14 protein-coding genes are annotated in these 22,625 nt (G+C 35.2%); 4 read left to right on the top strand and 10 right to left on the bottom strand.

The window, feature by feature from the left end; all coding sequences use genetic code 11:
* Positions 1-204 precede the first annotated feature (204 nt).
* Positions 205-1,200 carry a tRNA dihydrouridine synthase gene (locus tag ACXAFV_RS02120; RefSeq protein WP_475124111.1) on the top strand — a complete coding sequence of 332 codons (996 nt, stop codon included), beginning with the start codon at positions 205-207 and terminating at the stop codon, positions 1,198-1,200.
* A 44-nt stretch (positions 1,201-1,244) separates the two neighbouring features.
* Here the strand turns inward: ACXAFV_RS02120 and ACXAFV_RS02115 are convergent, their stop codons facing one another.
* Both ACXAFV_RS02115 and ACXAFV_RS02110 read right to left on the bottom strand, forming a co-directional pair.
* On the bottom strand, positions 1,245-1,787 hold the full coding sequence (locus tag ACXAFV_RS02115) for a hypothetical protein (RefSeq protein ID WP_475124110.1): 543 nt from the start codon (positions 1,785-1,787) through the stop codon (positions 1,245-1,247).
* Complete coding sequence (locus ACXAFV_RS02110) at positions 1,784-2,269, bottom strand: hypothetical protein (protein ID WP_475124109.1); 486 nt, start codon at positions 2,267-2,269, stop codon at positions 1,784-1,786. Before ACXAFV_RS02110 ends, ACXAFV_RS02115 begins: the two co-directional genes overlap by 4 nt.
* Positions 2,270-2,547: 278 nt before the next feature.
* Between ACXAFV_RS02110 and cuyB the strand changes: the two genes are divergently transcribed.
* Both cuyB and ACXAFV_RS02100 read left to right on the top strand, forming a co-directional pair.
* A complete protein-coding gene (gene cuyB / locus ACXAFV_RS02105; protein ID WP_475124107.1) occupies positions 2,548-3,231 on the top strand; it encodes a cysteate racemase in 684 nt (227 codons plus the stop codon).
* Between the two features lie 47 nt (positions 3,232-3,278).
* The gene (locus tag ACXAFV_RS02100; RefSeq protein WP_475124106.1) at positions 3,279-4,601 is read left to right on the top strand and encodes a YheC/YheD family endospore coat-associated protein; all 1,323 of its coding nucleotides are present in this window, start codon (positions 3,279-3,281) and stop codon (positions 4,599-4,601) included.
* Between the two features lie 146 nt (positions 4,602-4,747).
* Here the strand turns inward: ACXAFV_RS02100 and yeiL are convergent, their stop codons facing one another.
* Positions 4,748-5,419: a transcriptional regulator YeiL gene (gene yeiL / locus ACXAFV_RS02095; RefSeq protein WP_475124105.1), complete on the bottom strand. Its 672-nt coding sequence runs from the start codon at positions 5,417-5,419 to the stop codon at positions 4,748-4,750.
* 82 nt (positions 5,420-5,501) lie between these two features.
* On the opposite strand from yeiL, the gene ACXAFV_RS02090 reads away from it, so the two are divergent.
* A complete protein-coding gene (locus tag ACXAFV_RS02090; protein ID WP_475124104.1) occupies positions 5,502-6,683 on the top strand; it encodes an MFS transporter in 1,182 nt (393 codons plus the stop codon).
* Positions 6,684-7,173: 490 nt separating this feature from the next.
* Here ACXAFV_RS02090 and ACXAFV_RS02085 read toward each other — a convergent pair whose 3' ends face one another.
* The 7 genes from ACXAFV_RS02085 to ACXAFV_RS02055 form a co-directional block, all read right to left on the bottom strand.
* A complete protein-coding gene (locus ACXAFV_RS02085; protein ID WP_475124103.1) occupies positions 7,174-8,154 on the bottom strand; it encodes a Gfo/Idh/MocA family protein in 981 nt (326 codons plus the stop codon).
* A gap of 151 nt (positions 8,155-8,305) precedes the next feature.
* Complete coding sequence (locus tag ACXAFV_RS02080) at positions 8,306-14,209, bottom strand: ATP-binding protein (RefSeq protein ID WP_475124101.1); 5,904 nt, start codon at positions 14,207-14,209, stop codon at positions 8,306-8,308.
* A gap of 213 nt (positions 14,210-14,422) precedes the next feature.
* Positions 14,423-17,437: a type I restriction endonuclease subunit R gene (locus ACXAFV_RS02075; protein ID WP_475124099.1), complete on the bottom strand. Its 3,015-nt coding sequence runs from the start codon at positions 17,435-17,437 to the stop codon at positions 14,423-14,425.
* A 13-nt stretch (positions 17,438-17,450) separates the two neighbouring features.
* Positions 17,451-18,710, bottom strand: a complete 1,260-nt coding sequence (locus ACXAFV_RS02070) for a restriction endonuclease subunit S (protein WP_475124098.1) — start codon at positions 18,708-18,710, stop codon at positions 17,451-17,453.
* The gene (locus ACXAFV_RS02065; protein WP_475124096.1) at positions 18,703-20,487 is read right to left on the bottom strand and encodes a type I restriction-modification system subunit M; all 1,785 of its coding nucleotides are present in this window, start codon (positions 20,485-20,487) and stop codon (positions 18,703-18,705) included. The genes ACXAFV_RS02070 and ACXAFV_RS02065 overlap by 8 nt, the downstream gene beginning before the upstream one ends.
* Positions 20,488-20,907: 420 nt before the next feature.
* Entirely contained in the window at positions 20,908-22,407 is a 1,500-nt protein-coding gene (locus ACXAFV_RS02060; protein WP_475124094.1) for a recombinase family protein, read from the bottom strand.
* Positions 22,404-22,580: a hypothetical protein gene (locus ACXAFV_RS02055; protein WP_475124093.1), complete on the bottom strand. Its 177-nt coding sequence runs from the start codon at positions 22,578-22,580 to the stop codon at positions 22,404-22,406. The genes ACXAFV_RS02060 and ACXAFV_RS02055 overlap by 4 nt, the downstream gene beginning before the upstream one ends.
* Positions 22,581-22,625: the final 45 nt, after the last annotated feature.

Below are 22,625 nucleotides of genomic sequence, written 5' to 3'. Positions count from 1 at the left end.
GTAGACATCTTTCAAAGAAACGGAAGGTCCCCTATGTTATTGGTAGTATTTGGTTTAGAGGAGTCCCCTTGCACTTTTCGGTCAATACTATTAAAGTATATACTGGTAGAAATCCATCCTGCCCGGGAATGGATAATATACTAAGTCATCTTACTTTTTAATTTTGGGAACGTGTTTCCCTGAAGGAAAGGGTTTAAATATATTATGAAGAATAATTTTTGGCATGAGTTGCCTCGGCCGTTTTTTGTGTTGGCACCGATGGAAGCCGTGACCGATGTCGTTTTTCGCCATGTCGTGAGTGAAGCGGCGAGACCTGACGTGTTTTTTACAGAGTTTACGAATACAGAAAGCTACTGTCATCCGAAAGGAAAAGACAGTGTACGCGGGCGTCTGACGTTCACCGAAGATGAACAGCCGATCGTCGCCCATATATGGGGAGACAAGCCTGAATACTTCCGCCAAATGAGTATCGGCATGGCGGAAATGGGCTTCAAGGGAATCGATATCAATATGGGCTGCCCTGTGCACAACGTTGCAGCGAACGGGAAAGGCTCCGGCCTGATCCGCCGTCCGGACGTCGCAGCTGAGCTCATCCAGGCAGCTAAAGCGGGAGGACTTCCCGTCAGCGTGAAAACCCGCCTCGGTTATACGAAAGTGGAGGAATGGCACGACTGGTTGAAACACTTGTTGGAACAGGATATTGTCAATCTGTCTATCCACCTCCGTACGAGAAAAGAAATGAGTGAAGTCGATGCGCACTGGGAGCTGATCCCGGAGATCAAGAAACTTCGTGACGAAATCGCTCCTCATACGTTATTGACGATCAACGGCGACATCCCTGACCGTGAAAAGGGACTCGAACTTGCCGAGAAATACGGTATCGACGGCGTCATGATCGGACGCGGGATCTTCCATAACCCATTCGCGTTCGAAAAAGAAAAGAAAGAGCATACGAGCGAGGAGCTCCTCGACCTACTACGATTGCAACTGGATCTTCATGATCAGTACAACGATGAACTCGAGCCTCGCCCATTCAAACCGCTCCGCCGCTTCTTTAAGATTTACGTTCGCGGATTCCGCGGAGCAAGCGAGCTGAGAAATCGTTTGATGGAGACAGAAACGACGGATGAAGTTCGTGCTCTGCTTGATGAGTATGCAGGTGAAGTAAAGGAAGATGAGAGCTTTTCGGTTTCTAAGTAAATGCATTTGAATAAAAAAGAGGTCAGCCCCCAGTGAGAGTTAACTTATTGGGGGGCTGACCCTTTTTTTATATTCAGAACCTTCGAATTCCAATTGGAAGGATATTTCTTTTCAACAAAGTCCGAAAGCCAAATGGTAACGGCAAACACAATCAGGTAAACAAGAAAGGATAGATACAACTTCCAACCAGTATAGGTGAAAACATGAAATTGCACGGATATCCATTCTAAAGCTATGGCTACCACTCCCCAAAAAATAACAAAAAATAAAAATTTCATCCCTTTAGGTTTGTAATGTTGATAAGAGTTCACTACAAAATAAGGAAGAGTTGGGTACGTTACAAAGTGCAGTACCATATCAAATAACTCATGGGTTTTATGATCGATCGTAAAGTAAAGTTCATATGGTTTCACCGTAAGAGTAATATCGGCCAGCAGCGCAAGAAATACATTAAACGTCCAAATGATTGTGACCGTAACAGCCGACAGGCGTTTTGTCAGCATAAATATAAGCGCCCATGTAATTATGGTCGAAAAGATAATAAAGAGCTCATTTTCATCAAATTTCTCAGGAAGAGGGAAAATCATATCGTATTCACCTCTTTGTTTCTATGCATACCTTTTTCTAAATAAAATGCGTAAACAGCCATTAAAAAAATAATAAGAATGTATCGCAAATAGGAATAAAACACATTCCAATTTACCCATTCCAAATAGTTAATGTATACGAAATAGACTTCAATTGAAACAAGTGCTGTTAAGAAAATAAAGAGTTGAATTAGTTTATTAACAATCGTCCTATTAGAAAACAAAATATAAATGATCCATAAAAGCAAAGCCGGCTTGAGTGACAACTCAGGAATCTTTTGTGTCCAGAAAATCAATTCATTTGATGGGTCTTGCTTTGTTAATTTTAAATTTAAATTAATGATTACACCGGTATTAGTAAGAAGGATATTGGATAGAAAATAAGAACCCAAGACGTTAATGACGTTCATTTTCTTCATCAGGATGTACAAGGAAATAAAGGATACTATTGCTAAAACCAGAAAAATCAAAACCGTTTTCATAGTAGTCACCATCTTTATTTATATATAACTATCTTGTACATAAAATGTTGAAAATACACGGTATCTAAAGAAAGCAAACGTAACCGAAAAACATTTCTTAGGCAAGAATAGAACAAACCAAAAATGAAACAAGTCTTATTTATAACTTGTTTCATTTTTGGCTTGTATTTTCCTAAGTATATAAAACTCATGATAAGTCCACACTACAACTCTACTATAAACATATTATTACTATTAGCAAGATCATTGTCATTACGTTCCATTAAGGAGAGAAGTAAATGTCCAAAACCATAGGGATCCTTGGGGGAATGGGTCCAGCGGCAACTTTGGACTTATACAGTAAAATTATCTTAAACACTCCTGTACAAACCGAACAAGAACATCATCGCATTATTATCTACAATAACCCTAAAATCCCTCCTCGAACGCAGCAATCGCAGCCATTACCCAAGCTAATCAAATCTGCCATATTATTGGAAAAGGCAGGTGCAGATTTCATTATTATGCCCTGTAACGCAGCCCATATATGGCTGGAACAAATAAAAGCAGCCATTCAAGTACCATTCTATAGCATAATTGAAACCACTGTGGAATCAATACTTATAGAAGAAGAAGACTCTGCCAATAAAAAAATCCTCTTACTCGCTACTGAAACAACCATAAATAACAGATTATATCAAAAAGCATTTCATCAAACCCCTTATGAAATCATCACCCCTTTGAAAGAAGAACAACATATCATTGATAACGCCATTAAAGAGGTTAAATTGGGAAAGATTTCATCTAATCAGTATGTAAACGAGCTTAACAGGATCTTACATGTCTATAAAGAAATCGGAATTTCCGTGATCATAGGCGGATGCACTGAAATACCATTATTGTTTCACTTATTCAAAGCAGATATGAAGATGGTCGATCCAACTCTATTACTGGCAAAATTGGCCGTGCAAAAAGCAAAATAGTTACTATTTATAAAATCATGACAACATATAAGGGAGCTGCATAAGCGATGAAAAAACAGCTTATCTGTTCAGTCCATATTGATAAGGAGCTTGATCCACTTTATACTCATATGAATGAAGAAACATTAAAACGACTAAACATTGAGTCAAACTCCATCATACTAAATTTTGGTGAATTCAAAAAAGAACTTACGATTGAAATCGATCATAATCTGAAACTAAATCAAATCAACCTCCCATCCTGCTTGAACGAAAACATATCTATCCCCGATCTCCCATATGAATCCTACTTTAATGAAAATCATTTATTCTTGGGTCCAGTTATTGGTTTTTTGGAAACACCTTGGTTCAATCCTAAGAAAGAGACCGCCAAGTTACGGTTTTCAAATTATGACAAGATTAAGGGGTTAATTTATATTTTTAATAGTAAAACGATTAATCAATCTAATAATACGGTTACCGGATATTATTACGAACCAACTACAAACAGATTCATTAAAGGAAATTTTCCTTATCCTTCTGCCATCTACAATCGTTCTCCTATGAATCCAGACATCTATAGACACTTTAAAAAGCATATAGGTGAAAATATATTTAACTATCCATATCGCAATGACAATAAATATTCTTTTTGGCTCAACATGTCCAAAATACCTTCTATAAGAGAGCATTTACCTATTACAAGAAAATATAACGGGCTGGAAAGTCTGGTTCACATGCTTGCAAAATATGAATCCGTCTTTTTGAAACCTGCCTCCTTAAGCAGAGGCAAGGGGATTCTTCAGATAAAAAAAGCGAATAAAGGATATTTATTATCAAATACAACTGGAGATAAGCTTCTAATCGAATCCCTGGAGAATTTAGAAGAGAGATTACAATCAAGCATAATGAAAAATAGTAAATACATCATTCAACAGGAAATCCCTTTTACCCACACAGGGAAAAAAATCGACTTCCGACTATACCTTCAAAAAGATGAAACGAAAAACTGGAAATATTCAGGCATGGAAACGAAAGTAGCAAAGGTTGGAAGTGTAATCTCAAATTCAAGTAACAGAGAGAAAGTACTACCAGGAGAAGCAGCTCTTAAGGAAATATATCATTTAAGTGAAGATCAAATGAAACTCAAAATAGTTGAAATCACCCAATTGTGTATGAATATTTTAAACGTGATGGAGAATGAAGAAGTACACCTCGGGGATGTTGCTTTTGATTTCATATTAGATAAACAGGGCAAGGTGTGGGTATTAGAAATGCAGCCGAATTATGCTGCAGAAAGGAAAGCGAACAGAACCACGGATGAGCGCCGGGTTTTGCCTTATATACTTCCAACTCCGTTTGAATATGCCAGGGCGCTGGCAGGATTTTGATGCGATAGAGTTAAAAGAGACTGTCTCTACTATTAAGAGACAGTCTCTTTTAACTCTTTGTATATATAAAACTACATTTACTATAAGGTAAGGTTCACCTTTTGTATCTAAACATATCAGATGTCATAAACTCATGAAATCAACATTTATTTATTCTTTATCGCTTCGGCAAGCTCATACAAAGCATGCTGCTTTTTAATCCGATAATTCCTGCCTTCTTTTTGCAAATACCCCTTTTCACAAAACTGTGTCAGTACATGCAGCAGGTGGCGGTAAGAGACGCCTAAATAATCACAAACGATGACGTGCTTTTCCAGGTAAACTCCTTTATCGGACGTCTGTAAAATAAAGTCTGCAAGCCTGTTTTCCAACGGAAAAGCAAGGCTCTGTGAATACTTGGCTGCCATTAACGTTGCTTTCAGACTCAAGAATTTTGTTAATTCACGAAGGAATTTTGTGTCTTCAAGCAGTTTGGTTCGGTACTTGGAAAAAGGCATAGCAAAACAGACTGTTTTTGTGGATGCTTGAATTCCTTTTGTATAGTACACATCGTTCAGTAATTCCATCTCACCTATATAATCATTCGCATTGATAAAGTTAATAAGCGATACTTTCCCATTTTGATGCGTGACATATATTTTTGCCTTTCCTTCTGTCACATAAAATAAGTAATCCGGTCTTTTTCCTTCTTGAATGATCCATTCATCCCGTTTATATTCCCTCACTTCAAGATATTCTTCAATTTGAAAAGAAAATCGACGAGCGATTGAGTGATTTTCTAGATATAACCGCTTTTTCTCACCTATATAAATTTCCATCTTCCACCTCGAAAATATGAGATATCTCATATTAATCTTCTTTATTCCCATGATATCATGCGATTGATAAAGGAGGATACAAATGAATACACAACGTTGGATGAGTACACATTTTTTTAGTTTCTTTTTGACATGGGGAATCTTTCTGCCTTATTGGTCAGGGTGGATGATACAAACGAAGGGCATTTCGGTCTCAGAAGTGAGTTTAATCATGAGTATCGGTTTAGTGGCGAGGGGCCTTTCTACACTATTTGCTTTTCCTTATTTACTAGAAAGGGTCAGTAATAAGGCACTCTTGAACATCGCAGGAATTGGTACACTGGTCGCGATAATCTGCTATATCCCGGCTGACTCGTTTACCGCCTTACTAGTCGTAACCGTTGTACTGCACATCTTTTACCCGACCTTGATGCCCGCTTTAGACAGCGTTGCCGGCGTTCTTGTGCAAAGTAAGCAATTGAAGCAATATGGGAAAAGCCGCCAGTGGGGATCTATAGGATTCGTCTCCGTAGGAATATTGTTAACGGTTTTTACAGGGATGTTTGGGGATGACGTTATTTTTTGGGCACTACTGCTTGGGATCAGCTGCTTTGTTGCTCTCAGCTTAACGAATGGCCCGGAGATTTTAACGAAGAAACCGCAAGTAAATCAATCCATAAAGGTCAATATCTTTGATCTATTCAAGACGAAACATTTCCTGGTAGTCCTATTTATTGTGGTGCTTCTTCAAGCAGCCCACGCAACCTATTACAACTATGGCTACATCTTTTTACAAGAGATCCATGCACCCATCTATCTCATCGGCGTCATCATTAATATTGCCGTCATTGCAGAAATTATCTTTTTTTCAATTGCTGATAAACGCTTTAATCGTTTCTCACCAGGAACCTTATTAGCGTTAGCTGCAGCCGGTTCTTCTCTTCGGTGGGTATTGGTGTTTTCGTTTCCAAACGTTGTGGTGTTTTGTATTGCCCAGACGCTGCATGCATTTTCGTTTGCGATGGGACACTATGCTTTTATGAAATACTTAACAACGAACATTCCGCATACACATATCCCAAAAGCTCAAGGCATGTATTCAGCCTTTGCACTTAGCTGGAGCACGGCAGTGTTTACGATATTCGGAGGGTTCTTATATGAAATTGAGCCAAGATATGCCTTCATCGGAATGCTTGCCTGCAGCCTGCCGGCGATGTTTATTGCTCTTGTGTATCGGAAATCGGAAGTGGAAAAGGAAGTTTTGTTGTCTGCTGAAGCACGTTGATTTATTTGGCATGTTTAAAGAAAGTAGCTGGAACTAGACCCTAATAACACTTTCTAACACCGCTTTTGATTTCCGTGCAAGACTTCGCTTTTCGAGGGTGACCCGTGAGCCTCCTCGTCGCGTTGCTCCTGCGGGAAGAAAAGCGGAGGGGCTTTGTTCAGAGGCGGTTGGCATAAGGCGAATCGTCCACGAAGGCGTTCTTTGCCTTCTTGGTCGATTCGACTTATGACATGTGCCTCTAAGCTCCGCAGCTAGACAAGTCTCACATTAGTCACTTCTCCGGCAGGAGTCTTCGTCTTGCACTCCAATCAACCGCTGGAAAGAGCTAATATTTAACTAAAAACCCGCATCAATTTGCTAGATAGTTAACAAATTGATTCGGGTTTTACTTAGGTAACATCACTTATATTCCAGCCTTTTATTTGCTAGCAAACTAGAGGGACTCGCTGCGCTATCACAGCAACCTCACCACATTTCTTCACCAGATCCTCTACTTCCCGACGATCTCATCCATCACGTGGTTGGTTCTTGCGCCACTTTCTCCGGTGCTGGGACACCGATTGACGCCGGCGGTTAACTCTTTGACAATCGTCGCTATTAGCGGCTGGTGGACATGCTCTGGACGTTCGAAACTCCATTGCTGCTGTTCTTCACGGGTCGTCAAGATGATGGGGTCATCCCCAAATGTAGAAAAGCTGATCTTTCCTTCACTTCCGACAATCTCATTCATATCCACATCTTCAAAAGCCGTGAAACACCATTTTCCAACCCCATGAATGCCGGATTGAAACTGATATGTACCCGTCACGATATCCTCCGCCTCATAATAGCCGGCTTGATTCGAAGAAAAGCCTTTTGCTTCCTGGATCGGCCCGAGCAGGAAATCGAGAATATCGAGGGTATGGCTCGCCAGATCAAAGAACAAGCCGCCACCGGCTATTTCAGGCTGCACCCGCCACGGAAGATGGTCTGAATCCTTCACGTCGTCCCCCGCTTTTTGATACTGAGTCGAAGAGACAAAACGAACGTCTCCAATCGCCTTTTGATCCAGTAACTCTTTTATTTTCAAAAACCGCTCCTGTGCCCGGCGATAGTAAGCCACATATAAAGGAACCCCAGCCTCTTTACAGGCAGCCACCATCTCGCTGCATTCCTCTGTGTTGTGCGCCATCGGCTTCTCCACATAAACAGGTTTCCCCGCTGCGGCTGCCTTCAGCGTATATTCCTTATGTGAGCCCGGCGGCGTTGCGATATAAACTGCATCCACCTCAGGGTCGTTAATCAATGCATCCGCGTCATCGTACCACTTGGGGACCTGATGTCTTTCTGCATAATCCCTCGCCAGCTCACCCGTTCTTCGCATGACCGCAACAAGTTCCGAGTGTTCAACCTTTTGAAAAGCAGGACCGCTCTTCTTTTCCGTTACATCGCCGCAGCCGATGATTCCCCATCGGACTTTATTGTATTTCACGGGTGGATTCCTCCTCATAAATCTTATTTTTTCTGCTTGGCTTGTCTATTTATGATACGGTTCACCGTGGTTATTTAAGAGGCAAAAATAGACACTGGAGTAATAATTCCAGTGTCTTCAACTTTTCTAAGATACATCTAGTTTATACCTTTTATAAATTCGGCATATTTTGTACTTTATTCGTCTTATAATAAGTTAATCCATATTTACGACACAAATCATCTATTTTTTCTTTATCACCTAGCCATCTACACATTAATGGTTGCCTAAAGTAATTTTGGTGCATAGCTTCTCTATTCGGAGAAGTAAAACGTTCAAATTGTAAAACCATTTCATTACATTTATTTACCCAGATTAATGAATTTTCACTTGAAGGGTTAATATTAAATAAATCTATTAAAATAGGTGAAGGATACATCATAGTATTTCCATATATAAAAACACTAGTTCCTACAAGTTCATTCGTAAAGCAGACTCCTGTACTCTCCAAGAATTCTTCTTCAATAATAAACATTTCTTTCCCCTTTGAAATACACGACGAGACTAGACCACCCGTATTTAAAGATTTTGTTATTGATAAGTCCTTAACTAATACATTATTATTTACTATTTTTGCTGTTTCGGTATAAACAATTCCATCTCTACTGCCGATTGGATACCATACTATCCCACCTATAACGTATTTATCTTCAGGCACATTTTTTTCTAAAATTTCATTTAAATAAGGCTTGCTTTTTGATACAGTACTTTCTTCCGCAAATTTTTTAAGTTCGTTCTCTATATCCCATTCTTTATCATAAGTAACCTGTGGTATTTTTGAAATTACCCAAGCATCATCTGTATTTAATAAAACTTGGGCTTTTATAGATAAAGGGACATTTCTCCATCTCCCCTTTTTTTCTTCCGCATATAGTACCTTCATGTCTAACTCACTATCAGATTGTGGGTAAAGCATAGAATCGCCCGGTCTACCTCCTATATTTACAGAGGGGTTTTGGCGTTTTATTGTCTTCTCGGTCTGCAAAAAATAACTAATATCATCATTAGACACATAAGTAATATCTTCCATTATGCTTAAAAATCTCCTTGCTGAAAAACTTACATTAGAATCACTAAATACCATTGGCGGATTACTAGGAAGCTCGTAATCAATCCCGTTTGCTGTGTATTGAATTTCTATATCTTTTACATTTTTTATTATTGTAAATAATTGTATCTTTTTAGATAAATCATTAGTCTCAAAATATTCTTTCTCTATACAAGGATATATAACATCAAATCCTTCAATATTTTCTTGAGACCATCTTTCCGACATTAATAAAAGATATTCTCTTTGCTCATCGGTATATAGCTCCCATGAATCCAACATGAATTTGAATAAATCTGGATATCTTTCAACAAGTAGTTGTAAACCTTGTAAGCAGATTTCAATTCTATGGATATTCCTAGATAAAATTTGTTCCATAAAAATATTACAAGTTAATTCCGTAACATTTTTGGGAAGAAGTAAACTACTAATTGATGAGTTTATTAACTCTCTACTAAAATTCAAATGACCACATCCAGTGAGCCATTTATAATGACATTCCAGTCCCTTATCAAACATTAATTTAAAAAAATCAGTAGATAACAAATTACCAGCATATCGTAATAAAAATTCCATATTAGAACTACAAGTATAGTATTGGTCGTTATCATCTAAATTTTTTTTATTATAGTCAGCTAAAACCCACAAAATATCCTCTTCAAATACTTCTAAAAGTTTTTCAACAATATTTGTACATCCGGACTGTTCCCAAGCATAATTTTCTAGTCTAGTTAGAGTGATTTCTGTAAACTTTGAAGCTATATTTTTAGAGATCTCATCGCGCTTGTCGATTATATCCCACGCAATATTAATAGAATCCCACTTCATAAATGGATCCTGTTCAGATTCCAAAAAGTGAACAATCTCTTCTGTTTTCATTTCAGCTAGGCTTGATTTTAAATTCCCTCTCTCTAATCTTCTCTTTTGACTAAATTCATCTTGGTTTCGTACTTTATAATCATGCTTATTTTCTTGATTTAGGGCAATTTTTACGTGTTCTGGTGATAGTCGGGCTAATATACTCTCTATTTCACCAGCTTCTATTTTTTTCCCCTTGTTTAAACATTTAAAATAAATATTCTTTAATCCTATCCTGTCATTATTGTTGTACCAAGATAACGTTCCACAACTTAACATCCAAATCGAAATTATTTCCTCAATATCTGTTGAGTTTTCCACCATCTCAAATAGCTGACCATACATTATATCTAGCGAAAACCGAAACTCTTCATCGTGCTGCCTTAACTTCCATATATCATTAATTCCACATTTTACTGCAGCTGAAGCTATTTCTTTTTTTATATCATCTGAGGCTCTATTACTCCCTTTTATATCTGCTATGCTAGATAACTGATATAGTTCTAGACCTCTAGACAGCCATTCATGAGGAAATTGTTTAATAATTTTTTTAAAATAAGTTAGTAGCGGCCATAGAGCATATTCCTTGTGATCTACATAGCTAACAACATCCCATTGTATCTTCTTATCAATCTCATTCGTTAATTCAGGAACTACAACTTCTCCAAATTTCTTAAAGCACTCATGCATTTCTTCATAATTACTTTCTATAAAAAGCTTTTCGCCATTTTCCCCGTATAATTTTAATAAGTATTCTTGTACTGTATCATTTTTTTCATTTTTAATTAAAAAGTCCAAGATAATAGTTTTATAATGCATTCCTAATAGATTTCTATCAAATAAGTGTGTTCTTAATAAGTTGTTTAGGTAGTCATCTTCGATTGTTTTTAAAAGATTATTTTGGTTTAATGATATATACAACAGCACCTTAAATCCTTCATTATAATTAAAGGTTCTTACTCCTCTGGTCCAATACTCAAAAAAGTCCCTATAACTTTTTATTAATAGATCTCTGGTATTAGTTTTTGTATTTTTATCATTATTGAACTCTCTTAGAGCTCTACCCATTAAAAAGCCATGACGAGTTAAATTCCTCAAATATCGGAAGTCTTTATCTGCATCTCTTTTTTCAACATCCCGTATTAAGTCATAAATAAGTCCAAGTCCCGCTAAAATATCATTATTAAACTCTTGGTATCCTATTATAATTGATAAAAGTATAGCTCTAAAACTAGTGTCATTCGTAATATATTTAATCTTATCTAACTCTTTCAAATCTATTACTGGTGGTTTCTGATTATCAATTATTAAGCAAACATGGGCTAATAAGACATCATTTGAAGGTTCTCTTTCTTCAGCTATTCTTACTAAAATCTTATTATATTTATCAATCTGATTATTAAATAAAATTTTCATTAGATTCTTTTCAATACAGCTGTAAGAAACACCACCATTATAAATAACTTCAAGCGCTTTATCGGTTTCATTCATTTTAATTAACTTTTCAAAGTAAGTATCATTAAATAGTATAGAAAGGCTTATTTCATCGTCTGTTTGTTTAGATTTGTCGATTTTAGTAAAATCCTTGTTAAATTCAATAGCTAAATTTGCCCAATTAGTTATTATTTCATCTAGCAAGTTTTGATCCCATAAAACACTTTTTCCCTCAGAGAGAACTGTTCCAATAAATGATGACGGTGTGAAATCCTTCATCCATAGATTAAAAGTTGAACTTGCTCTAGAATAAGATACGGGATCATCATAAGATAATAAATCTAAACAAAATTTCAACATGAATAGATAGTTTTCTAGACTTTCTAGCCTTAAATCTTCTGCTTTTAACTCATAAGAGCTAATGTTCTTCACATAAGATTTATCTTTAATTTTATATTCCTTTTCATAATACTCATAATAACGATCATGCTGGTACATTGTGTTTATTGCAAGATAGACATTATGATATCTTTCCCAATCCCTAGAATCAATTGCAGATTGGTAAGCCAAGGATCCATATTCTTGCAACTCCCTCTTTGACAATCCATTAGCCAAAGAGTGAATTACATAATCTACATTAAAAACTTCTGATATTAAATCTTTCCTACCGGAACTGATTAATAAGGGTATTAAGTTATTTAAGCTTGATAGACTATAATTATCCCTCATAAAATATTCAGCTAATTGCAAGGCGATACTTCTATACTTAGGACCGCTACTATTATTAGCCATTAAGAAAACTCTAAAGTCATTATGAAATAATGCATATTCATCATTACTCATTTTCTGTACTAAAGGAAATAGTAGGTCTAATAATTCGTCCCAATCATCTTTTTGTAAATTCATCTTTAATGCTTTACTTAATATCTCGGAATTGACTCTTCCATTCAATAAAATAATCGCACTTGATACTACTTTATCTGGAAAAGGAAATCCTAAGTTCTTTTTATTCAAATAATTTGTTACATACCTCCATATGTGACTATAGTAATTTGTAATATCACTACTCACATATTTTTCATCTAATATTCTTTTGAAGTCATCAAGTGTAGTACAGTATCTAGCTTCCTCGATTGCAAATGCTACTGATAAATTATTCCCAAGGGTTTTATTATAAATAAATTCAGATAAGGTATTAATATCTATATTGAGCTTTATGCCTTTTTGTTCTATTAATTCTTTAATATCTTCTTTAAACAGAGGTGGCACCTGTAAATGTTCCACATTTTCTGTACTTGCTTTTATCCAAAGCGGATATTGATCATATAATTGAGCTGGTTGACCCACAATTACAAATACAACACCTTTTGGAATTTCGTCCGGACTGAATAAACTATGTAAAAAAGTTATCTCATTATTTGCTCTCGCTGCATGATCAATACCATCAATACAAATAATTACTTTTTCAGATGTTTTTTTATATAAAATTTCAGCTAAACGAATAACTTCTTTTCTCATTTGTTCTACTGAACATAATGCGTTAGTAATTGGAACATTATATTTTTTTAATTCTCCTTTAAAGTATCTTCTTAATTGAATTAATAAATCATTCCATAAAGATTCTGGCTTACATAAACCTGAATCAATATCGTAAAATCTTTGTTCAGGAGAAATAGGTTTAAAAGTATGATATCTAGCATTAAAAAGATTATGATTTAATTGTAAATAACTTATAAGGCTAGTTTTACCACTTCCCGGATCACCGGATATCCAAACTACTTTCCGATCCATTTCCTTTATATTCTTAATTACATTATCAGCAAATTCTTCACGGCTTTTAAAAAATGGCGTTGGAAAAGGTAACTCATGCTCTCCATGCTCTATGTCAAAGCTTAGTGATAGAGCATCATAAACATCCTCTAGGGTTACTTGTACTTTATCTCCTCTTCTAGTAGTTGCCCAAATTCTGAGATTAGAACAAAGCTTATCAAACAAGCCTTTCGCAACCATTGAATTACAATTAAATGTATCTTGTAGGGATATAAGCATAGAATTTTCTAATTCCTCTAATGAGCCTTCATCACTTCTTATTACAACTGATTTTAAAAAACCTAATTCTAAGAATTTCTCACCTATTGATGATTTAAATTCATTCCACTGCATTCCTAAATCTTTATCATCAATTAATTTATCGATTTCTACTATTGATTTTGATTGTTCTATATATGACTTCATTACTTGGATAAATTCCTTTAAAGGGAAAGCACTATACTTCTCACCATCAAATGTTCGTGTTGTTCTATTCACTCCTAAATTTCTATTGGTATATAAAACGGGTGTAATAATCTTACCCCCATTATCCCTAGCTTCTTTCCAACCACTAGCTAATGACTTTATTAAACTAATCTTGGTACTTCCATTTTCCCTAGTAGTTGTTTCTATTAATTTTGAAAATGTAAGGTTTCCCTTTCCAGCATCTCCAACTTCATGCTTAACTTGAAAACATACTTCTTCAATATTGCCAATTCCAACAACTACATCATCAATCGTATTATGAATATCTGATTGAAAAATCACATATGATATATTGCTATCCGGATTAATCATTTCTATAACTCTTTGCAAGCCCACGTACCATTCGTACCAGTATGGATCTCCAATTCCCGGCGTTGACATTTTATCACCTCTAAGATTGGTTTTTATTCTACTTCACCATCCAAAATCCAAACTCTTTAATTGGAATCTCTTTCTTAATTTCATCGCTAGCTTTTTCTTCAGAAAAAAAGTCAGCCATTCGTAAGTTCCTTTACTAACTTCTCTAGAAATGACTGACATTCGCTGTATTATTCTATATTTATCTTTTGATTTGGTTACCAATATATTTCCACGCTATAATTCCGACCGCAATGTCTTATAAACATCCGCAGCAATATATGCATAGACAGTTTTAAAGTATGAATCGTCAGCTCCAATTAATTTTTGGTAGGCTTCTGAATTCTTAGTGTACTCATCCATTACTCGATCAAGGAATATATCTTTAAACAAGCTATTTTCGAACATTTCTTGGCTATTATTTTTGGCCATGTTTACTATTTTCGCATCCACTTCTTGAGTAAACGCCTTGTGTAAGGTTTCCACAATTACGCGATCTTGTGGTGAAAAATCATCTGGGAATCGCTCGTTAATTCGATGAACAATCTGTTCTAACGAATCACGCTCATCAGCTGGTTTTAAGTTTGCATTAAATTCTTCAGGATGTTTTAATTCGCCACCCTTTTCATTTTCAGCAACAAGCATGATTTCGCCTTCAAAGTCCTTTTGAAGCTTATAATATTCCAGCTTCACTTTATCTGCAATATCCACTTTCTCACGGTTTTCTTTCGGGATAAATTTCAATAGATAACTCGTATAAATATTTTCTTCTAATAATTCCATATCAAATGTACGATCTAGCTGCGCGACATAGTTATACCATTTACCGAAGTTACGTAATGTTACTCTAAATTCATATTGTGTATCTTCTGGCAAGTCTTCGTAACGCTGAATGACAGGCTTGAATAAACTGGACAAGCGACCTAATAAACGTGCATCTTGTTTCTTTTGAGCTTGTTTCACCAGTTTCATTACTTCTGCTATGTCATCATTATTATAAAGGGCAAATTTACGTAATTTACTTTGCGTATCGTAAATTAAATTTAGATTCACTTCCTCTTTTAGCGTTGTTGCTTCGTAAAAAGGCTGGAACGCGTCTAATATTTCTTCCTCAGTATTAACAAAATCTAAGATAAATGTATCTTTTTTTCCTTGCATAGTTCTATTTAATCGAGAAAGTGTCTGTACTGCCTTAACTCCACGTAATTTTTTATCGACAAACATTGTATGAAGTAGCGGCTCATCAAAACCAGTTTGGTATTTCTCTGCTACTATCAATAAATTAAAGTCATCCCCATGGAATGTTTCTTTTAATTGATTCTCTTTAACCCGCTCACCATCTTTTGTGACGTTCATATTCGGCTCTGTATATTCATTATCGTCATCAGTAACTGAACCTGAAAAAGCCACGAGAACATCAAGGTCTGTATAGCCTTTCTCTTTAATGTAATCTTTAAATTCTTTCATATACCGAACAGCATGAAGACGTGACGGGGTAACGATCATTGCTTTTGCCCTGCCACCAATAGCTTTTTTAGTTACTGCTCTAAACTGTTCAATCATAACTTCGGTTTTTTGCCTTAATACCCAAGGATGAAACGATTGATAACGTGCAATTGCTCGTACAGCTTCTGTTTTTGGCAGCTCAGGATTTTCTTCAATTTCTTTTGCAATGCGATATGAAGTTTTATAGGTCATATAGTTTTTTAACACGTCTAAAATAAAACCTTCTTCAATAGCTTGTCTCATGCTATAAATATGGAACGGTCTAAAACTCCCATCAGCTTGTTTTGTACCGAACATTTCCACCGTTTTCTCTTTAGGAGTAGCCGTGAAAGCAAAAAAGCTTAAATTTAGATGTTGTCCTTGTGATAATAGCGTTTGCACAAGTTGATCTTGATCATCTAGTGTTTGACTTTCAATATCTTCTTCTATTTCTTGATATTCTTTGAGAGATGCTTCTTTATCTGCAAGTGCTTCTTTTAACTTTTGTGCGCTTCTTCCAGTTTGCGAAGAATGTGCTTCATCGACTATTACTGCAAACCTTCTTCCTTCTACAGCATCGATTTCCTGATAAATGACTGGGAACTTTTGTAGTGTAGTAATAATGATTTTCTTTTTATCGTTAATTGCATCCTTCAAGTCTTGAGACGATTTATTATCACCAATTGTTTCTACTTGTCCTGTAGTATGTTCAAAACTTGTAATCGTGTCTTGTAGCTGTCGATCTAACACTGTCCGGTCTGTCACGATTATAATAGACGAATAAATTGGATTGTTATCTCTATCGTGTAAGGATGCTAAATGATAAGCAAGCCATGCTATACTATTAGATTTTCCTGACCCAGCAGAATGTTGAATTAGATAGTTTTTCCCTAAGCCATGTTCTCCCACATCTTGTACTAATTTATTTACTACATCTAATTGATGATAGCGTGGAAAAATTAATATATCCTTTTTCACTTCAAAATTCATGAATCGCTCCAAAATATCCATGAGCTGATTTCGATGTAAAACTTGCTCCCATAAATAGGCTGTAGGATATCCAGCTAAATTATGTGGATTCCCTTTTCCACCTACTTCTCCCGCTCCATTTGATCCTTGATTAAATGGTAAGAAGTATGTTTTGTTCTTTTCTAATTTGGTAGTCATATGTACTTCGAAATGGTCAACAGCAAAATACACTAGAAATCGTTTATTAAATTGAAATACAATTTCACTCGGATCACGATCATTTTCAAATTGTACTTTTGCATGTTCAACATTTTGTCCGGTATACTGATTTTTTAATTCTAAAGCAACAAGAGGAATACCGTTTACAGCTAGTACCATATCGATTGTGTTTCGGTTTTTACTACTATAAGCAAACTGGCGGATACATTGAAAACGATTGGATTCAAATTGCTTAATATTTTCATAGCTCAAAGAAGAAACAGGTCGAAAATAAACAACTTTAAAAGAAACACCACGATCTTTAATTCCTTTTCGAAGTACATACAAAAGACCATGTGCATTTACTTCTTCATTAAATCGCTTTAGAAACTTTGTTTCAGCATCAGAACGGTAAATCTTTTCGTATCGCTTCCATGCTTTTTGTTGTGTTTCGCGAATAAAAGACAGTAGGACAGAAGCATCTAACCCTTGTTGTGGAGCATAGTTTGTATCTTTAAAAGCGACCGACTCCCAGCCACCTTTATTTGTTAAACTGGTCTCAATATCTCTTTCAAAACGCTCTTCTTGGTTTTCAAGCAAATCCCAACCCCCCTCACATTTCTTTTTTACCTGTTACATATTCAAATATCAGTGAACTCTTGTATTTTTGAAGTTCAACGATAACTTTTTCTTTATCTTGAATTAAGTTGTCAATTTTATTAACTTGATTATTTAAATAAAAAACTATTTGACTTTGCTCGTTAATAATGGGAATAGGTATTTTGATGTTAAAAAATTCATTTGTATATAATCTCGTTAACCCTGAGCCTACCCCTCTTGAATTCTTTATGAACTCACCAATCATTAATGGGGTTTTAAATAAATAATTTAAGTACTCAATGTTAATGTTATTTTGATTTTTAGTTTGATAAACAGCATAATCAGGACTAACTATGCCATAGTATTTTGATACATCAAAAACTCCTAAATGTGCTTTTAGTTTATTAAAAACTAAATCATTTTTCTCAACAACTCTACTCCCAATATAATTTGCTGAAGGATTTGGTATGACATCCATATTTTTACTTGGAATAATTCCGTATTTTTGTGACATGGAAAGTGGCTCTTCTTCACCTGTAACACTTTTCTCATTCTTCTCATTTAATACATACTTTATTTTAATTTCATTCCAATGCTTTGGTATCTTTTCAATCCAATCAATATCGCTAAATTTCATTTCCACATTTGGATCTAATCCTTTTGTAACTGCTTCAGTAATGATAGTTTGCTTATATTTTTTTAATTCTTCGATGGATTGTTTAGTGTTTAAAGTAATGTTTTCTATATGTTCTACTTTATTGTTTAAGATACTTACTATTTCCTTTTGTTTCTTTATATTAGGTAAACTTATAAATACTTTTTTAAAAACTCCACTAGTTATTGATTCAAAGGTAGTACCTGTTACAAACGATAACAGATTTTCTTTATGAGCAATTAGGGTATAATATAGAAATTCTAATTCTATTAGTTTCTTCACCTTTATACCCAAAAGTCCCCTGCCAAGAGCAATTTCCCTATCAGTCATTACAACATCGCCCACAGGCGCTCGAACAGACATAAGTATAGTTTTCCCACGTACTACCTGACGTGCGCCAGTAGTGTAAAGGTTTGATTTTTTCAATTCCCTGTTAAAGAAAAAAGTTTTACCTTGATGGAATTCTATTGAATTATCTCTCTGATTATTTGCTACCGTCTCTCCATCTGGTGATTGTCCATTAATTATTCTTATTAAGTTACTTAACCTCATTGACTTCCAACCTCTTGGTGTTTCTTTAATCCACTTCACACCTGAATCCTTCATTACATTACTCAACGTTACTCACATCCTTGCCAGATAAAGCTTGGAAGTTTGCAACGATCGATTCTTCGATTTTTTTTATCCGCTCGGCAATTACGTCAGAAGGTTCAGGTGGGGTATATTTATAAAACAATTTTGTAAATGGAACCTCATAACCAACTTTATCTTTTTTTCGGTCTATCCATGCATCTGAATTAAACGATAGTACTTCACGTTTAAAGTAAGCATCAATATCTTCTTTTAATGGAATATCTTCTGTATCACGTAATTTCGGATCTGCTACAGGTTTATTTTTCTTTAAGATGATATTTCCATCTTCATCACAATGTGGCCTTTCAACCGTAACTCGTGTATAACCAAAATCCTCATTATCAAAAATCTTAGACTCTACTACTTTTTCATCCAATCTATATTCCTTATTATCAAATTCACCATATGCGTGTACGATCACGTTTCTACATTCTTCAGAAATATCGACACGTTTTTCACCAATGTTTTTTCTTCGTTTTTCATACATTTTTGATGCATCTATTAGTTGTACCTTTCCTTCACGTTCGGTCGATTTATTTTTCGTAATGACCCATACGTATGTAGAAATCCCGGTGTTATAAAACAAGTCATTCGGTAATTGAACAATCGCTTCCAACCAATCATTTTCAATGACATATTGACGAATACTACTTTCTCCACCACCTGCACTACCTGAAAATAATGCAGAACCATTATGAATGATCGCCATTCTTCCTGTCTTCTTTAACTTTGAAATACCATTTAACTGAAACAATAATTGACCATCACTTATTTTCGGAAGCCCAACACCAAAACGTCCCTTTTCACCTAAAGCATACTCATCTTTTACCGCCTTTTGATCTCTTTTCCAATCACTACCAAAAGGTGGGTTGGAAATACAGTAATCAAATTCATACCCTTCAAATTGATCATTTGAAAGAGTACTTCCTAATGCCATATTGTCTGGATTACCTCCACGAATCATGGTATCTGCTTTGGCAATAGCATATGTTTCTGAATTTAATTCTTGTCCATATGTCCTTACTTCTGCATTTTCGTTAAAATCCTGAATGCGTTCTTGCATTGCTGATAACATTTGTGAAGTTCCCATTGTTTGGTCATACACCGTTTTTACGATATCTTCTCCAGTTAACGTATCTCTATCTTCAATTAATAATAAATCTGTCATTAAATAGATAATATCTCGACTGGTGAAATGCTCCCCGGCTTCTTCGTTATAACTCTCAGAAAACTTACGAACCAATTCCTCGAAAATATATCCCATATCTGTACTTGTTACTTTATCTGGACCTAGATATGATTCTTTTTTATTAAATTCTTGAATGACGTGAAATAGCGCATCATTTTCAGCTAATGTAGAAATCTCAACATCAAATTTAAAGTTAGCCAAAATATCTAGCATGTTATCTGAGAAGCTATTTAAATAAGTTCGGAAATTTGTTTCGATATTTGTTGGGTCTGCAAGCAGCGTATCAAATGTATATACGCTCGTGTTGTAAAATGAGTAACCCGATGCTTGCGTTAAGAAACGATGACGGAATGAATCGTTCATTTCTTTATACTGTTCTGAAGCCTTTAATACTTTTTCACGTGTTGGTAATAACGTGTCGTGAAGACGTTTAATTACAGTCATAGGTAAAATTACTTTTCCATATTCATGTGGCTTGTATAGACCTCTTAATATATCTGCAACGTTCCATATTAAATTGGCTTGTTTTTGTACATTAATTGATGTTTGTGTATTTCGTTGATTTTCTGTCATTATAACTTCTTCCCTTCTCAACTACTGCAACTATTAACTATATTAATTTTATCATATGTAAAAATTAGGGGAATAGTTTATTAGTGATAACTAGTAACCTTTTAAGCAATTTAGTTTAAACCAAAAATCCACCTTTAACTTATTCAAAAATCAGCCTGTTTTCGCAAGATATTATTCCAATCTCGTATAATACTATAATGAACAAATGTACGGAAAGTAGTTCCGGTGTGGAAAAAGAAGTATGAAACTTTTAACCATTTGCCGATGAAGTCATCTGTGGCTTCAATAAATAAAGTTGATGGTGGAAGGATACACCTTCCACCATCAACAAACCCCTCTATATCAACATTATAAAATAAAGTCCCTTAAAGCTTATTTTCATTATTTAAAAACCTCAATATATTAGAAAACAGGCTTTACTTAATACTTCGCTATTAAGTAATTTATGTCCTCAAAATTAAAATGATACTTAACCTCCTTTATACGACGATCCCTTGTTTTCTTCCCTTTAACAACGTGAATTTCTTTTATCACGGAGTGAAAAAACATCTTCTTCTCATCATCAGAGAGTGTAAGGTAGAAATCTTCAAAGTTTTTAATAGAAAATTCTATAATATCTACTATGGCTTCGTTTTGTTTTAATTCTACTTGCAAAGTAATTTCTGAAAGTGCTGATTTTATCTTGTTTAATTCATCTTGCTTTGCTGCTAACTGGGACTTTATCATATCGGCATCTAGATTAAGGGAGGTGTCACTAGAGTGCTCCATTATTTTCAACATCTCTCTTTCTAACCTTCCTACCTGTTTTTTTAGTTTACTAGCTTCTTTCTCCAAAGGATTTAATTCATAGCCTAATATTGACTGTGTTACTGAGTAAACAGTTGAGGGAGATACTTTTCTTTTGAGCTGATGCAGAAAATCCTTAAGTACAACCCCCTCAGCATACTCCTTTTTAATGAGATTGGAAGAACAGACACTACTCCCACTATTTTTATTTTTATTGCATTGGTAATACTTGTATTTCTGACTACTATTCCCTTGAACCATAGATCCCCCACATTGAGGACATTTAAGTATTCCACTAAGAGGATAGGAGCCTGGATGTATCTTTCTAGGTGTATAACTTCTTGCTTGCATTACCTTTCTTGCTTCGTCCCACAATGACTTTTCAATGATTGGAGTATGTTGCCCTTTTCTAAGTTTCCCTCGCCATTTAGAATTACCTATATACTGCTGATTCTGTAACACAGTTTTTATTGCATTAACTGTCCATTGATTTTTATTTTTAGTCCTTATACCTTGTAAATTAAGGTTAGCAGCAATCTTTTTGTAACCCCACTTTTCCGAAGCACATTTTTCAAATATATATCTGACAACCTTCGCTTCCTCAGGCAGTATTGATAATTTCTTATTTATTACTTCATACCCAAAGACTTTTCCACCTAAAAACTCTCCATCTTCAGCTCTTTTTTCCATTCCGGAATTCGTCCGAAATGAGATGAATTCCCTTTCCAATTCAGCAACTAATGACAAAACATGAACAAGAATCTTTGCCGTCGGATCCTCTGTATTTATACGGTCGGCTATTGATATGATATGTTTGTCAACTGCATTAAGTTGTTTCATAAAATACAATGTATCCAACGAATCACGGGATAATCTGTCTTGCTTGTAGACAATTATGTAATCTATTTCTTCATAATCATCTAAAACTCGGCTATACATTTCAATAAATCCGTCCCTACCTTTGAATGAACTACCCGACTTTAGATCATCTTTGTAAACATCAACTAGTTCGATATCATTCTGCATGCAATACTTAATTATCTCATCTTCTTGTTTTTCCAAGGATGTGTTCCCAAAGTCTTTTTCCGACCTTGGACTTCTCCGTTTATACCCTACCGCTCTTTTCTTCTTCATTGTAATTCCTCACTTTCTTTTTTAAGTTGCTCTTCTATGTGGCTCGAATATTTTATTATTAAATCCGCGAAGTTGTGTAAAAAGTCTGAAGCCTTAACCTTCTCCAAATCTTTTTCAATCGTTAAAACTGATCTATAATGTTGGTTGTAATCAACCGGTATGTTTTTCTTCATATACAGCACCTCTTTAAATTGTTATTCTCTAGAATTCTTCAGCAA

This window comes from Rossellomorea sp. ABR4_012, assembly GCF_056159545.1.
Note: the sequence above shows the minus strand (reverse complement) of the source record. Positions and strands in the feature narration are given on the sequence as shown.